This is a genomic window from Pseudomonas serbiensis, from assembly GCF_030580745.1.
Classification (GTDB): Bacteria; Pseudomonadota; Gammaproteobacteria; order Pseudomonadales; family Pseudomonadaceae; genus Aquipseudomonas; species Aquipseudomonas serbiensis.
The window spans coordinates 21717-36780 of record NZ_JAUQOO010000022.1; the positions used below are offsets into that span (position 1 = coordinate 21717).

The window sequence follows — 15064 nt, forward strand, 5'->3', positions numbered from 1 at the left end:
ATTTACTCCGACACGATGATTTCATTGCCTTCGACGCTGAATCGATGTGGCATGTCTTCGGAGGCCCACTCCAGGTAGGAAAGCACTTCCTGGAATCGAGGATCGTCGTGATTCAGCACTTCAGGCCGATACCGTGCGTCCATGACCATCGGAAGGAACGAAACCTTTTGTATGCCGTCTTTGGTCGCCACTGCTTTGGCGAGCAAGCTCAACGTACAGGCCTTGCCGTAGGGCATAAAAGGATATTCGGGATCGAGGTCCGCGTGATTGCGAACCGCACCGTGAGACCAGGCGGGCTCGCTCCATGAAGGCGCGGGAAACGACTTGGTCATTGCGAACACGCCGAGACTGTAGAAGACGGCTTTGCCCTTATACATCTCGATCGCTTTGGGAATATGCGGTGCGTGGCACGCCACCATATCTGCACCTGCATCAATGGCAGCATGGGCTACGGTCACCTGGTAATCGGAGATCACGCGCGGCAGCCGGATGACGCCGGAGTGAAAAGCCAGGATAACGACGTCTACCTCACCTTTCAGCTTCTTGATGTCCTCGACCAGGTTCGCCAGGTCGCTGGAGTCAGGTTCCGTGCGAATGCGAACGGGCTGGTGGGGACCTCGTGTTTCATAGGAGGTATCGACCTTGATACTGGTCACGCCAGGTTTTTGCAGTCCTGCCTCGCTGCCGGCAGGACCGAGCGAGGTATAGCCCAAGTAACCGACCTTGATGCCGTCGTGTTCAATGATGGCTGGACGTCGTGCTTCTTCCAGATCCCGACCTGCGCCTGTCACCTGGATGCCGCGCGAGACAAAAAAGTCCCGGGTATCCACGAGGGCATCCGGGCCGCTGTCGTAGCTGTGATTGTTTGCCAGAGTCACCGCGTCGAACCTGCCATTGGTGAAAATAGCAGCCATTTCAACGGGCTGACCGACTTGAGGGGCATGGTCTGCGCGCACGGTGCGATCCGAGTAGGTGCGCATGCAGTTGATGAAACGCATATCGGCCGAGGCAAGAGTCGGCAGGACGAGTTCTGTGTACCCCTCCACCGGGAAGCCGTCTTTCGCTCCATGCGTGGGGCCGCAGTCCCCGCCGATCAGTATGGTGGCGTTCGATGTCATTTTTCCCTCCTATTATTTTTGTGGGAAATTTATGGTTTCGATCAATGAAACAGATGCTGCTAGATAGAACTAATAATAGCACCGCGAAAACGGCATGACCACGATTTGTACAGGCATCATGTCGTTGGATAAAGAGTCAGTCTGGATTTTCGTGGTTCTGATGATTGGAACAGGTATCGATAATAAGAACATGTGATAGTATCGATTTTGACATCCGTCCGGGCGCAGGCGTTACCTACCTGACCGTCTCTATGGCAGGTCGAGGGTCGACACCTGTTCAGGAAAACGACGTTGGTGCCAGTCTACTATTTGAAATTATCAGTTAGTTCAATCGCTTACATGAAAATAAGAGAGGGCGGAAATGGCAAGGTCACTGGATCAAACGCAGGGGCACACACCGGCAGGGCGGCTTGCCGGGAAAGTTGCTGTTGTTATTGGTGCTGGACAAAGCCCGGGCGAAGGCATGGGTAACGGTCGAGCGGCGGCCATTCGATTTGCGCGTGAAGGGGCGCACGTCCTGGCCGTTGATCGGCAAATCGAGTCCGCTGAGGAAACTGCGGCGATGATCATTCAAGAGGGCGGCTCCGCTGCAGCATTTTCTGCGGATGTGACCCGGGAACACGAGTTGGCCCTTGCCATGCAGATGGCAAAAAAACGTTGGGGGTCCCTGGACGTCCTGCACAACAATGTGGGGGTCAGCCTCGCCGGTGGTGACGGCGACTTGATGGACATCACCGAAGATCAGTTCGATAACATTTGCCGTATCAATCTTCGCGGTACCGTCTTTGCTTGTAAGCACGCAGTAGCAATCATGCGTGAACAAGGGGGCGGGGTTATCGTCAATGTGTCATCCGCGGCGGCATTGGGTAAGTATCCCTATGTAACGTACAAGGCTACAAAAGCGGGTGTCATTGCTTTCACCGAGCAGTTGGCGCTTCAAAATGCCCCTTATGGGATCAGGGCGAACTGCATCCTGCCAGGCTTGATCTCGACGCCGATGGCGGTCGAGGCGCGTATTCAAGCGTGGAACCAGACGCGTGAGCAGGTCAGCGCGGAGCGCAACGCCAAGGTGCCGCTCGGCCGCCAGGGAACCGCTTGGGATGTTGCGAACGCGGCCCTGTTTCTTGCGTCCGATGAAGCCAATTTCATCACGGGTATCTCATTGGCGGTGGACGGCGGCCGGTTGCTCAATCGTATTTAATCGTAGTCCCCCACTGCTGGCAGTGGGGGACCATCGGCGCATTACCGCTCAATCAACGTAGCCCGACAATACCCATCCAGTACTGAAGTTGATTTCCTGGCGTCTCGACATCAACGCTTCGAGCGTACTTGAGATGCCCGTCATCACCTATCCGGAATATCGACAGTGTCGCGGGCGTTACGGTCAGCCCTTTTTCATCATCGTATGCGGCCAAGGCCTTGATACTCGCCGTGACGAGCAAGCGGCCACTGGGATCACAGGCAAATGTTCGGACGTGAAAGGAACGAGTGTCCACATGCTGAACAAGTGTGGGCTCGCCTGTTTCAGGGTTGATAGCGTAGACGGCTATGTTGTTTTCACCTCCGGAGAACACTGGGCGCCCCTGGTGGGAGTGCGTCGCATCTGCGCGATTTACCAGGTAAACAAACTTCCCGCTTGGATGGACATGGATTGCACCGGCGAGTTGTCGTGGGTGCACGTGCTCAGGGGTTCGCAGCGTTCCCCGCGTGAAGGCTGGCTCGGCCTCGATCCGGTCACCGTCATGTCGGAACATGTAGAGACGGTTGGTTCGCTCGTCGGCTGCGTAAAGCCATGGATGCGTCGGATGAAAGTCGACATGCCGCGGGCCGAAGTCATGGCCATGATTCGGCGCAACCACATCGCTCATTTGGAGATGTTCTTCAGTTAGCCGAAATGAACGGAGTGCCCCGGGATCTTCCAGCTTGTCTGTCGTTGCGTTATTGCCGCGGTCAACTACCAGGACGTGTTTGGCGGATGGATAAAACATGACCTGGTGCGGATAGACCCCAAAGTCGGTGTTCGGATCCTGAGCCTGGCAGCTGCCAATTGTGCAGTCTGCGTTGATGCGGTGCACAGTCAATGAGCCGCGCTTGAAATTGTGGGCATTGACGATAAATCGTCCCAGGGGGTCGATACACAAATGTACCGCTCGGTAGGGAAGTCGCGCAGGTAAGCCGTGAGTGTTGAGTTGCCCGTCAGGTCCCAACGAGTAAGCGCTGACTTGATTGTGATGGGACTCCACCCTCGGGCCACCGTCGCTTGTTGAGACATACAGGAAGCCGCCGGATGGATGAGGCCATGCGTATTGCACCTTTGAGGCCACAGTGACGCTTTCCATCCTGTGGAGCGTTGCGCTGTCTACGTCAATCATATAGCGCGTGATGACATCACCTACGGCGCTGTAGAGTACGGCGCGGCTGCTCATTCAAGCCTCCGAATGGTCAATGGTGAACATGGGAACGGACATGCCGCTTTCTGATTCTTTAAACGCGACCCTGACCCGCTGCCCGATGCGAACACTGTCCAGATCAACATCGACAATGTTCGTAAGCATCATCAGTCCCTCGTCGAGGCGCACATAGGCAATGCAGTACGGTGCTGATGCGCCACGTCGTGTGATGCTGAAGGTGTAGATCGCCCCAGTCCCGCTTGCGGTGATCCATTCGACATCGGTGCTCCAGCAAAACGGGCACAACGCACGAGGATAATGATGCGGTTGATGGCAGGCATTGCAGCTCTTCAAGAGCAGACGCCCCTCGGTCGCCGCGTCGAAATAGGGTTCATCACCGGGGTTCAGGATGGGGTCGCTGATGGGGCGTTCTGTGTAGGGGGTCGACATGTTTTTACTCCCTTTCCATGATGACGGTGGCTGCACCGTGCCGATGACCTATCGCGCCGCCGATGCCGGTGGCGAGGGCTAGCGAACAGTTGGGAACTTGCACCTTTGGATGAGCCTCGCCTCGAAGCTGTCGTACGGCTTCGATTATTTTTGTGATCCCGCCGCGATTGGCGGGATGGTTGTTGCACAGGCCGCCGCCATCGGTGTTGAACGGCAACTTGCCGATGCCCGAAATAAGGTTGCCGTCCGACACGAATTTTCCGCCTTCGCCTTTTTTGCAGAATCCCAGGTCTTCAAGTTGCAGGATGACGGTGATGGTGAAGCTGTCATAGATGGAGGCGTACTGGATGTCGGCCGGCGTCACACCTGCCTCTTCGAAAGCTCGAGGGCCGGTCCACGCGGCGCCGGTATAGCTCAAGTCGAGGCGTCCACCCATCTGGTGTTTAGTGGATTCACCGCAGCCAAGTATCCGTACCCGTGGTCTGTTGAGGGCCTTGGCAATCTCCGGGCGGGCAACGATAACTGCGCCGCCGCCGTCGCTCACGACGCAGGAGTCGAGACGCCGCAGGGGGTCAGAAATCATCGGCGATGCCAATACATCTTCGACCGAGACCACTTTGCGCAACATCGCCAGAGGGTTGTGTTGCGCATGATGAGAGGCAGCGACCTTGACCCAGGCCAGTTGCTCGCTGGTTGTGCCGTACTCATGCATGTGGCGCATCGCACACATGGCATAGAGGTTCAACGTGACTGGGTTATAGGGCATCTCGAATGGCGCGTCCGGTAGATTGACGCCTCGTACGCGCGCCTGTATCCCAGAGATGCCTTCAGAGTTGGGGCGACCGGCCAGTGTAATCAGCGCCACGTTGCATCTGCCCGCTGCTATTGATTCTGCAGCGTGGGCGATATGGGCGAGATAAGAACATCCTCCCATATCGGTCGAATCGACATGCCTCAGCTTGTCCAGATTCAGGTAGTTGGCCATCGACCATACATTCCCGCCGGGTGCATCGCCCGCGCAGAAATATCCGTCGATGTCATCTTTGCTTAATCCCGCGTCTTCAATTGCTCCTTTCGCCGCCTCCGCATGTAGCTGCGCCACCGAATGATGGGGGGCCTTGCGTAGGGGGTGCTCATACGCTCCGACGATGTATGCCCTGCCTTTTATTGTCATCTCTAGGGTTTCCTCAGTGCATGAAGATGAAGCTCGAATGTGCTTTCCGGTACCTTCGTTCAGGGGGGGGCGGCCCACCGTAAAAGACAAAAGTAGTATGACGCAAAGTTCCGGTCAGTGAAATCTGTGCTGATTATCAAAACTCATGCTACCATCGATTCAACGTTGTTTGGAGCGCAGGATGGCGCTGCACTCAAATTTCCGGGCCAAACCAGGATGCTCATTGGATGCGAGCGGTCGCGGGGTAGGGGCAGGCCTTATTTTTTTTTGACAGGAAGATGAGATGAGCGAAAGCCTGATGGTCAGTTACGAAGTCGAAGGCGTTGTGGCCGTAATCACAGTCAACAATCCGCCCGTCAACGCCCTGACTCCCGAGATGAGAGGGAGCATCATTGACGCCGTTGCCCATGCGAACGCCGACCCGGCTGTCGCGGCGATCGTGTTGATGGGGGGCGGTCAGAATTTCATCGCGGGTGCTGATATTCGACAGTTTGGCAAGGCGAGAACAATCACTACCCGCATGAGCGCCGCGGCACTTGACGCCGGCGCCAAGCCGACTGTCGCGGCTATTCATGGATATGCGCTGGGAGGCGGTCTCGAGCACGCCCTCGCTTGCCATTACCGGATTGCATTGCCCGCAGCCAAGCTCGGATTGCCCGAGGTCGCTCTCGGGTTGATACCGGGAGGCGGCGGTACGCAGCGCTTGCCGAGGCTGGTCGGGGCTGCCGTAGCCACCGATTTGCTCGTCTCAAGCCGCCATGTCCATGCCGTCGAAGCATTGAAGATCGGGCTTATCTCCCAGATTGTTCCAGGAACACAAAGCCAAGAGCTTCGTGATGCCGCCGTAAGCTATGCAAAGGCCGTGGCGCAGGCTCAACCGCAGCGCGTACGCGATTTGGTGCTCGAACCGATGGATGCGACAACCATGGATGTGCTGCAAGCGGCACGCCGCGAAGCAGCCAAAAAGTCTCCTCACAACAAAGCGCCACAGTACGCGATCGACTGTATCGAAGCAGCTTTCAGCCTGTCGTTTGATGAGGCTCTAGAGGTTGAGAGCCGCTTGTTTTCTGAGCTGGAGGGGTCTGATGTTGCCAAGGCACTTCGCTATGCATTTTTTGCTGAGCGTGAGGCTGCCAAGGTTCCGGATGCGCCCCCGGGTTTCAAGCCTGCTGGTGTGACGTCCGCTGCGGTGATCGGCGCGGGAACAATGGGCGCGGGTATTGCCATTTGCTTCGCTGACGCAGGCATTGTGGTGAAGCTCCTGGAAGCGAGTGCCGAAGCACTGGACAGGGGCCTGCAGCGCATACGTGACATCTACGCCGTAAAGGTCAAGCGCGGACGCATGACCGTGGAAGAGATGGATGCGTGCCTTCAGTTTGTCCAGCCTGTCTCCCACTACGAAGAAATCGGCGACTGCGATGTCGTGGTTGAAGCGGTGTTTGAACGGATAGATTTGAAGAAGGACGTATTCACCAAACTCGATGCCGTGATGAAGCCTGGCGCGCTGTTGCTGACGAACTCTTCCGCGATTGATATCAACGTCATGGCCAACATGACAGGCCGACCGCAGTACGTCGCCGGCGCTCATTTCTTCGCTCCCGCGAACGCGATGAAACTGTGCGAAATCGTGAAGGGTGATCAAACCTCGATCGAGACAGTTGTGCGGGCCATGAAGATGGGCCGCGATCTTAAAAAAGTCTGTGCGGTCTCCGGGACGTGCGATGGCTTCGCGGCAAATCGCAGTCGCGCGCCGCTGGTCACGGAAATGATGCTACTGCTTGAGGAGGGAGCACGCCCTGAGCAGATCGACAGGGTCATGGTTGAATTTGGCTATCCGATGGGGCCGTTCGCTGTGAGCGATCTGTCCGGTCTGGATGTCAGCTATGACACGCGCAAGCGTCGCGCGGCAGCTGACCCTCAATACAGGAAGCTCCATGTCCCGGATCGGATGGTCGAGCTGGGCCGCAAGGGCCAGAAAAATGGGGTCGGATGGTATCGCTATGAAGAAGGTGGCCGCACACCTCGTCACGATGAAGAAGTGATGCGGATCATCGCGACCGTCGCCCATGAGCTTGGCACGCCTCAGCGTACCTTTACCGACAGTGAAATCCTCAAACGTCTGTTATTCGCCTCGATCAACGAGGCCTGCAAGATCCTGGATGAAGGCAAGGCATATCGAGCCAGTGACATTGATGTCATGTGGTTGTACGGCTTTGGATTTCCTCGCCATCGAGGAGGGCTGCTGTACTGGGCTGACACGATCGGGGCCAAGGAAATCCATCTGCAAGTGCAGCAATGGCATGAGCAATACGGCAGGCGTTGGACTCCTAGTCCGCTGCTGTCGAAAGCGGCCAATGAAGGGCTGTCCCTGAGAGAGCTGAAATCAGTCATATGAAAAGCACGGCAACGATGGCCGTGTGCGGCCGGTAACGGTTGTTCTTTTAATGAAAGCAACGCCCTGGTTGCTGTCCCCCAAGGGTTACGAAACGCTTCCCATGGTCGGCAAAGGGGCCAACAAGTAGAAACGAAACGGAAGAAAAATCATGAGCAGTGACACGTCCACACAAGCCTTGTCCGAGGGCGAATTCAAAATTTGGCAATGCATTTTATGCGGCTTCATGTATGACGAAGCCGAAGGTATTCCGGAAGAGGGCATACCTGCCGGAACTCGGTGGGAAGATGTTCCCCAGGATTGGATTTGCCCTGAGTGTTCGGCGACGAAGCTGGACTTCGAGATGGTCGAGATTTGATTAATAGCCTTTCCGGCGCAGTGTTTTTTTTGGTGATTGAGGGCGATATCAACCGAGCCCCTTGGCGCCAAATGTAGAGGGAATTCAGATGTCCATTGAAACCAATAATAATGTCATCGCCGATGCTGATCATCCGCGCGTCGGCCTCTTCATCGACGGTGAATGGATTTTCGACCGCCCCTCTTGCTTTGAAGTGTTGGACCCCAGCACCGAAGCATCGCTCACCAGCGTTCCTGGGGCCACGACCGCTGACCTGGAACGCGTGTTGGCCGCCGCTGAGCGGGGGTTCAGAATCTGGCGGGACACACCAGCGGCTGAGCGTAATATCATCATCAGTCGTGCCATCGCAGGCGTGCGTGCACGTTCCGAAGAAATCGCGCAGATCATCACCCGAGAGAACGGCAAATTAATTGCAGATGCGCGTGCGGAGGTGGAGCGTTCGGCGAGCTTCTTCGATTGGGACATGGCACAGGCCCTGCGAGCCTACGGGACCATCGTTCCGGGCGAAGCCCAAATGCAGAAATCGATTCTTCGTCAGCCAATCGGTCCAGTTGCGGCGTTCACGCCATGGAATGTGCCGCTGAGCGCGCCGTCGCGAAAGATCAGCGGTGCACTGTGCGCCGGGTGCTCCATCATTTTGAAAGCCCCAGAAGAAACCCCTGGCGCGGCAGTAGCCATGGTTCAGTGCTTCGAGCGAGCCGGTTTGCCCAAGGGCGTATTGAATCTGGTGTTTGGCAACCCGGCGCTAGTGTCCTCGACCCTGATCGAGTCGCCAGTGACCCGCATGGTGACCCTGACGGGGTCGGTGGCAGTCGGCAAGCATTTGAGCCAGCTGGCGGGTGCGGCCATGAAGCCGGTGCTGATGGAGCTCGGCGGCCATGCCCCGGTCATCGTTTGCGAAGGGGTCAATGCCGCGGAAATCGGCAAGATGGCACTCAAGAGCAAAATTCGGATCAACGCTCAGTGGTGTGCTGCGCCAGGTCGTTTCCTGGTACACGAGAGCATCTACGACGAGTTCGTCGCTGCGTTTGTGGCAACCGCCGATCAGGTACGTGTGGCCAACGGCATGGATACGAAGTCTGACATGGGGCCGGTCACCAGTGTCCGGCGCCTCGCCGCGATGCAGCATTTTGTCGATGACGCATTGGCGCGTGGCGGCAAGGTTGCCGTGGGTGGGCATCGTGTAGGTGAGCGTGGTTATTATTTTGCGCCGACTCTGCTGGTCGACACTCCACTGGATTGCGCCATCATGACCGATGAGCCTTTTGGTCCGGTCGCTGTCGCGGTTCGTTTCTCGACCCTTGAGGAGGCCATCGAGATTTCCAACAGTCTATCCGTGGGTTTGGCTGCTTTTGCGTTCACCAATTCACTGGAACAGGCTGAACGATTGAGTCGTGAGCTGGATGTTGGAGTCCTGTCGATTAACCATTTCGGTGCGCCGGATCCTGACACGCCGTTTGGCGGTGTGAAGGACAGTGGTATTGGAAGAGAGGGGGGGCCGTGGAGCCTGGACTCCTACATGGTCAGCAAGACCGTGCTACAGAAAACTGCTCGCGTCTGACTCAGTGCCCCCAGTTTCCGTGACGGGCGTTGGGGGCTTTGGCTTTATTTGATGATCAAGGCCAATCCAGTGACCACTTGGATTCATAGGAGCATTCACTGAGGCAGGCATTTCCTGAAGCAGCTTCCTGCTAACGTCGGAGTTTTTTTGATACGCAAGGCATCAATGCGCCTTCGCAAGAACGCATCCGACTAAGGAGTCTGGCCATGAGTGCCCATAGTGGTCGCCTGCCTATGATCTGGCTACTTGCCCTGTCCACTACAGCGTTTCTCACCATTCTGACCGAGACGATGCCGGCAGCGGTTCTGCCTGCGATGTCGGAGAGCCTTGAACAGCCCCCCGCTGGTATCGGTTTATTGGTTTCCATCTATGCATTGGCCTCCGCTGCAGCCGCAATCCCCATTGTGGCGCTCACTCGAAGTCTGCCTCGCAAATCGTTGTACATCATGCTCGTGCTGAGCTTTGCAGTGGCTAACGGTATTACCGCCATCTCGACGTCTTATGCGCTGACGGTCGCGTCACGGGTGGTGGCTGGCCTGGCCGCAGGAGTTGTCTGGCCGGTCATCTGTGGTTATGCCATCCGCTTGGTCGATCGCAAAGACATGGGACGGGCTGTCGCGATTACCCTGGCGGGGAGTACCGTGGCCATGGTCGCCGGTTTGCCCCTGGGTAGCATGCTGGGCTCATTGCTTGGATGGCGTTTCAGCTATGGATTGCTTTCGCTGCTCGCGCTGCTTGTCATCGTTTGGGTTTTGCTGGTCGTGCCGCCCATGCCGGGAGAGGAGCGCAAGGACGGCACTTCGATTCATGACGTCATTCGCACCCCGGGGTTGAGAGTGATCTTGCTGTCGGCTTTTTGCGCGATCCTGGCTCATTACACGCTGTACACCTATATGGCGCCGCTCGCGGAAAAAACCAGGCTGTCAGGCGGGACCGCTCAGGGCCTGTTTCTGTTCGGTACGGGCGCCATCCTGGGCGTACTGATCGCCGGACGTTTCGTCGATACGAGGCTGCGGCTTATAGCGACCACCGCGTTGACGTGCACAGCTGTGACGATGGTTGTTCTGATAGCGGCTCCGTATCAAATGATCGCTTCGGCTGCGATATTTGTGTGGGGGGCTTCGTTCGGCGGCATGCCTACTGTTTTCCAATCAGCGACGGGGCGGGTGGCAGAAGATAATGCGGAGCTGGCAACGGCGATATTGACGACCATCTACAACTTGGGGATTTTTGGCGGAGGTGCCGTAGGTGGTTTGCTCCTAAGCTACTTCGGGATAGTAAGTCTCTCGGGGTTTGCGCTGCTCATCGTTAGCGCTTCCCTCGTGGTGGTTATGGGAGGGAGGTGTCACGCCTTTCCACGGCAGTAAATTATTGCGGGATATATCTCCCTGGAAGAGCGCGCGGCGTAGATGCATTCCTCTCGACCGCGTTTCATGGCTGCCAAATGCTCAGTCGGCATTCACCGGATCGCGACCCGACGATGTTCAAGTGATGCCATTCTGTTTATCGCGATAGCTCTTAACTCGTTGTTTTCATAGGTGCCTTCTTGATTCGGCGACATCTGTCTTTGCAGGACGTGCCGCTCATGGCTTAGCTACCGTCGTTCAACGGGACTCGTGGTGGCGCAGTTCAAGCACGAGCACTGTTGAGAAAAGTTCATGAGCGTATCAACAAGGTGCCGTATAGCCAGCGGTCGATGCCGGGGCTAGGTTTGTCTCGCTGCTGCAGCAGAAATGCTTTCGTTGGATGCGAGACTTGAACGCGCGCACCACAGGCATTGCACGCAGTCGTAATTTAATTTTATTACCCAAGCAAAGCAGGGCCGGATATGAATATCGCCGCAGTTAATACCTTGGAGATTCGAGTGATCGAAGAGGTTGACCAACACTTTGAACAGCGTTTAAAGGCGTACGCGGAGACTTTTGAAAAAGTACACGGATGCCTGGGCTATAGCGTGATTCGCAGCTCCCGCGATCCTGGTTTGTGGGTCTTCAGTGGCTACTGGAGCGCGGCATCGATGATGACTGAGCACTTTGAGAGTGAGTCGATGACGGCGTTGGTCAATCATTTGGTAACGTCATGTTCCAACCTGACGTTTGCCAGTTTCACGCCCCAAATCGGAAGGGGACCGCACGATGAAGCTTGATGAAGCGCTATTTACGGCGATCGATCTCAATGCCTTGTTCATTCTCTTGGTGGTCTATCGCGAGCGAGGCGTGACGCGGGCAGCCGAACGACTGAACGTAAAGCAGCCAGCGGTGAGCAATACGCTGGCGAAACTGCGCGTCCACTTTAAAGACCCCTTGTTTATCCGACGTTCGAAGGAGCTGGTGCCCACGGCCAAGGCCAACGAAATCGTGCGGGGGTTGGCGCCGGCATTGATGAGGATCCAGGACGTTATACGCCCCTCTGGAGGATGATCGGCAGTACCGTCCCTTCTTTTTTTGAGTACCCATTTCAAGCAGGAGCTTATCGATGAGAATAACGTTTGCCGTGTCAGTGCTTAGCGCAACCTTAATGATTTCAAGTTCGTTGCACGCTGCCGATGAGCCTGAGAACACGATGCAAATTGCCAGAAACGGGGAGCAACCTTCTGTCCTGGGCTCCTCCAGCAATTTCGTCGGCACCGTCAGGGTTGATCCATTATTTGCAGCGCGACCGCCATCAAGGGTTACGGCAGGTGCTGTAACCTTTCAACCAGGGGCCCGATCAGCTTGGCACACTCATCCTGCGGGCCAGAATCTGATTGTCACGGCCGGCGTTGGATGGATCCAGCAAGAAGGGGGGGAGAAAATCGTCATCAGGCCTGGCGATGTGATTTGGACACCTCCGGGTGTAAAGCATTGGCATGGGGCCACGAACTCCACCGGCTTGACGCATTTGGCAATTCAAGAGGTACAGGACGGGAAAAATGTCGAGTGGCTGGAACCGGTTACTGATGAGCAGTACGGGCACTTGCAATGAAGCCCTCCAGGCATCTGCGGTTCCACGCGGTCTAGTTTGAAACTGGGATGGAAAAGTCGACAACTAGGTTTGCATTATTCTGTTACATTGATGCTTGGCGCAGTGGGTCGCCGGTATCTTTTTTGTTATTGATTGAAGGGCAGGTCGATGAGCCTCCCGGACTCCGTGGGCGGTCCCTGAGCTGCCGCTAATAAAATCGTCAGTGCACCAGTCCTCGGTCTCAGGCGATTCGATCTCTATTAATTACTTTTATGCATGGTTCCATTCAATTGGATGTGGTGTTTTTCGGGCAGCGCCTCGAATACATTGACGTCGACGAATTGATCCTTTGTGGGCTTAGACGTAATGCCATGAAGGGAAGTGCCCGGCATAAAAGCCGAATGCCTCGTTCAGCGTAGCTGGCCAACTGGATTGGACTCTACTGGCGTTCATCGAGCCTGGGTCAGGCCGCGGTCGTTCTGGATGTCCACACATCGGTTCTTAATTAGGAACAACACCATGAAGAAATTATTTTTAACGCTGGCCCTGCTGGCGAGTTCGTTTACTGCAATGGCAGCCGATATGTCCAACGGCGCGAACAACTTTTTCAAGAGTGATAAGGTGACTGAGCAGAAGGTATCCTTCAATAATCAGTACCGCATGAAAGTCGTTGGGAATCTGTATGTGCCGAAGAATTTGAATAAGGCCAACAAAAGCCCTGCGATTATCATTGGCCACCCGATGGGTGCGGTCAAAGAGCAAAGCTCAAACCTTTACGCCCAGAAGCTCGCTGAACAAGGCTTTGTAACCCTTGCGATAGACCAATCATTCTGGGGCGAAAGCGAGGGGCAACCCCGTAATGCCGTGGCGCCGGATATTTACTCCGAGGCGTTCAGCGCGGCGGTCGATTATCTGGGCACCCAATCGTTCATTGATCGTAACCGTATCGGTGTACTGGGCATCTGTGGCAGCGGCAGCTTCGTCATCAGTGCAGCAAAAATCGACCCACGGATGAGGGCGATTGCAACCGTCAGCATGTATGACATGGGAGCGGCCAATCGCGATGCCCTCAAGCATTCGCAGACCCTTGAACAGCGCAAGCAGATCATCGCAGAGGCGGCTGAACAGCGTTATGCAGAGTTCACTGGTGGTGAGACCAAGTACACCAGCGGGACGGTACACAAACTGGACGCTAACACCCATCCGATCCAGCGTGAGTTCTACGATTTCTATCGCACCCCACGCGGTGAGTTCACCCCAGCCGGGTCGTCGCCTGACGTGACGACGCATCCAACGCTGACCAGCAACGTGAAGTTCATGAACTTCTATCCGTTCAACGATATTGCGTCGATTTCGCCTCGTCCTATGCTGTTCATCGCAGGTTCTGAAGCACACTCGCTGGAATTCAGCCAAGAGGCTTTCAAGCTGGCGGGTGAGCCTAAGGAATTGGTCATCGTGCCAGGCGCAGGCCACGTGGACTTGTATGATCGGGTGAATCTCATTCCGTTCGACAAGCTGACTTCTTTCTTCCGGACCAACCTGAAGTAACCCATCTTTGAAGCCGCAACTGCCCGGTTTGTACAGGATGTTGTGGCTTCAAGTCTGAACGTAGGTCGTAGTGCGCATCGCTTGACTTGCCCTTGGTGGAACGTTCATCCCTTGAGTCTTCATGGCTCTTTCAGGCCCTGCACGCTGTGCAGGGCCTTTTTTTATCCGTCATGACTCGTGTCGCAAGGCGGCGATCAATAAGGTCATAGCCCCTGAGGGTTGCCTACGGCTTGGGTAATAGAGATGAAGTCCTGTCCACAGGGGGCACCAGTCCTTCAGTACCGGAATCAGGTGGCCGGCCTTGACGTAGGGCTCGGCGATGTCTTCAGGTACATAGGCGATACCCAAACCGGCAATGGCTGCGTCAAGGCAATCATAAATGCTGTTGTAAATCAGCTGACCGTCAACCCGAATGTTAAGCTGTCGACCATCCTCCCCGAACTCCCAAGGCCACAATCCACCATGGGTGGGAAGACGCAGATTGATGCAATTGTGCTGCATCAGGTCTTCGGGTGTCTCTGGTTTTGGTCGACTGGCGAAGTAGCGCCTGGTCGCTACTGCGGTAAATCGCATGTCGGGACCGATGCGTACGGCGATCATGTCTTGGGCCACCGCTTCACCCAATCGAACGCCGGCATCGAAACGATCCGCAGCGATGTCGATGAGTCCATTGTCTGCGAACAGCTCGACTTTTATCCCAGGGTATTTCGGTAGGAATTTCTTTAGCTTTGGCGAGATGATCGATCGGATGGCGTGATCCGATGCGGTGATGCGTACGGTCCCGGTTGGGCTCTCGCCCAGTTCTGACAATGCCAGTAATTCAGCGTCTATCTCTTCGAAACGGGGACCGACCGTTGCCAGTAGCCTTTCACCGGCTTCCGTTGGCGAGACTGAGCGGGAGTTGCGCGCAAGCAAGCGCGTGCCCAGATTTCGCTCCAGTGAGCTGACGGCATGGCTGACCGCCGATTGAGACAGGCCAAGATGCGCCGCTGCTCGAGTAAAACTCTTTTCGCGGGCGACGGCAATAAAGGCCATCAATCCACCAAAGGATTGCTTAAGGATGTCGTCTTGCATGGCTTGAATGATCTTCGTGAGTGCGCATGAACAATAACATTCTGGTGCATTGTTCG

The 15064-nt window shown here is 55.9% G+C and carries 14 protein-coding genes; 9 read left to right on the plus strand and 5 right to left on the minus strand.

All coding sequences use genetic code 11. The features are described 5' to 3' along the window. Positions 1-2: 2 nt before the first annotated feature. Entirely contained in the window at positions 3-1118 is a 1116-nt protein-coding gene (locus Q6A51_RS23145; protein WP_304575819.1) for a CapA family protein, read from the minus strand. 361 nt (positions 1119-1479) lie between these two features. Between Q6A51_RS23145 and Q6A51_RS23150 the strand changes: the two genes are divergently transcribed. Next, positions 1480-2319 carry an SDR family NAD(P)-dependent oxidoreductase gene (locus Q6A51_RS23150; RefSeq protein WP_304575820.1) on the plus strand — a complete coding sequence of 280 codons (840 nt, stop codon included), beginning with the start codon at positions 1480-1482 and terminating at the stop codon, positions 2317-2319. A gap of 52 nt (positions 2320-2371) precedes the next feature. Here the strand turns inward: Q6A51_RS23150 and Q6A51_RS23155 are convergent, their stop codons facing one another. The 3 genes from Q6A51_RS23155 to Q6A51_RS23165 are packed head-to-tail and all read right to left on the minus strand — an operon-like array spanning position 2372 to position 5132. Next, complete coding sequence (locus Q6A51_RS23155; protein WP_304575821.1) at positions 2372-3544, minus strand: lactonase family protein; 1173 nt, start codon at positions 3542-3544, stop codon at positions 2372-2374. Then, positions 3545-3958, minus strand: a complete 414-nt coding sequence (locus Q6A51_RS23160; RefSeq protein ID WP_304575822.1) for a Zn-ribbon domain-containing OB-fold protein — start codon at positions 3956-3958, stop codon at positions 3545-3547. Between the two features lie 4 nt (positions 3959-3962). Beyond that, positions 3963-5132, minus strand: a complete 1170-nt coding sequence (locus Q6A51_RS23165) for a thiolase domain-containing protein (RefSeq protein ID WP_013692824.1) — start codon at positions 5130-5132, stop codon at positions 3963-3965. Between the two features lie 283 nt (positions 5133-5415). On the opposite strand from Q6A51_RS23165, the gene Q6A51_RS23170 reads away from it, so the two are divergent. From Q6A51_RS23170 to Q6A51_RS23205, 8 genes are all read left to right on the plus strand, one after another. Further along, positions 5416-7527: a 3-hydroxyacyl-CoA dehydrogenase NAD-binding domain-containing protein gene (locus Q6A51_RS23170; protein ID WP_304575823.1), complete on the plus strand. Its 2112-nt coding sequence runs from the start codon at positions 5416-5418 to the stop codon at positions 7525-7527. A 175-nt stretch (positions 7528-7702) separates the two neighbouring features. Next, positions 7703-7882, plus strand: coding sequence for a rubredoxin (locus Q6A51_RS23175; RefSeq protein ID WP_343226763.1), 180 nt, complete (start codon positions 7703-7705; stop codon positions 7880-7882). A gap of 88 nt (positions 7883-7970) precedes the next feature. Beyond that, a complete protein-coding gene (locus Q6A51_RS23180) occupies positions 7971-9443 on the plus strand; it encodes an NAD-dependent succinate-semialdehyde dehydrogenase (RefSeq protein WP_095058157.1) in 1473 nt (490 codons plus the stop codon). A 206-nt stretch (positions 9444-9649) separates the two neighbouring features. Next, positions 9650-10810: an MFS transporter gene (locus tag Q6A51_RS23185; RefSeq protein ID WP_304575824.1), complete on the plus strand. Its 1161-nt coding sequence runs from the start codon at positions 9650-9652 to the stop codon at positions 10808-10810. Between the two features lie 461 nt (positions 10811-11271). Continuing rightward, positions 11272-11589, plus strand: coding sequence for an antibiotic biosynthesis monooxygenase family protein (locus Q6A51_RS23190; RefSeq protein ID WP_060743005.1), 318 nt, complete (start codon positions 11272-11274; stop codon positions 11587-11589). Next, positions 11579-11863, plus strand: coding sequence for a LysR family transcriptional regulator (locus Q6A51_RS23195; protein ID WP_259194248.1), 285 nt, complete (start codon positions 11579-11581; stop codon positions 11861-11863). Before Q6A51_RS23190 ends, Q6A51_RS23195 begins: the two co-directional genes overlap by 11 nt. A gap of 55 nt (positions 11864-11918) precedes the next feature. After that, the gene (locus tag Q6A51_RS23200) at positions 11919-12407 is read left to right on the plus strand and encodes a (R)-mandelonitrile lyase (RefSeq protein WP_304575825.1); all 489 of its coding nucleotides are present in this window, start codon (positions 11919-11921) and stop codon (positions 12405-12407) included. A 498-nt stretch (positions 12408-12905) separates the two neighbouring features. Next, positions 12906-13934 (plus strand): alpha/beta hydrolase, encoded by a 1029-nt coding sequence (locus tag Q6A51_RS23205; RefSeq protein ID WP_304575826.1) that lies wholly within the window; start codon positions 12906-12908, stop codon positions 13932-13934. Between the two features lie 168 nt (positions 13935-14102). On the opposite strand, the gene Q6A51_RS23210 is transcribed toward Q6A51_RS23205, so the two are convergent. Continuing rightward, positions 14103-15008 carry a LysR family transcriptional regulator gene (locus tag Q6A51_RS23210; protein WP_095058161.1) on the minus strand — a complete coding sequence of 302 codons (906 nt, stop codon included), beginning with the start codon at positions 15006-15008 and terminating at the stop codon, positions 14103-14105. Positions 15009-15064 lie beyond the last annotated feature (56 nt).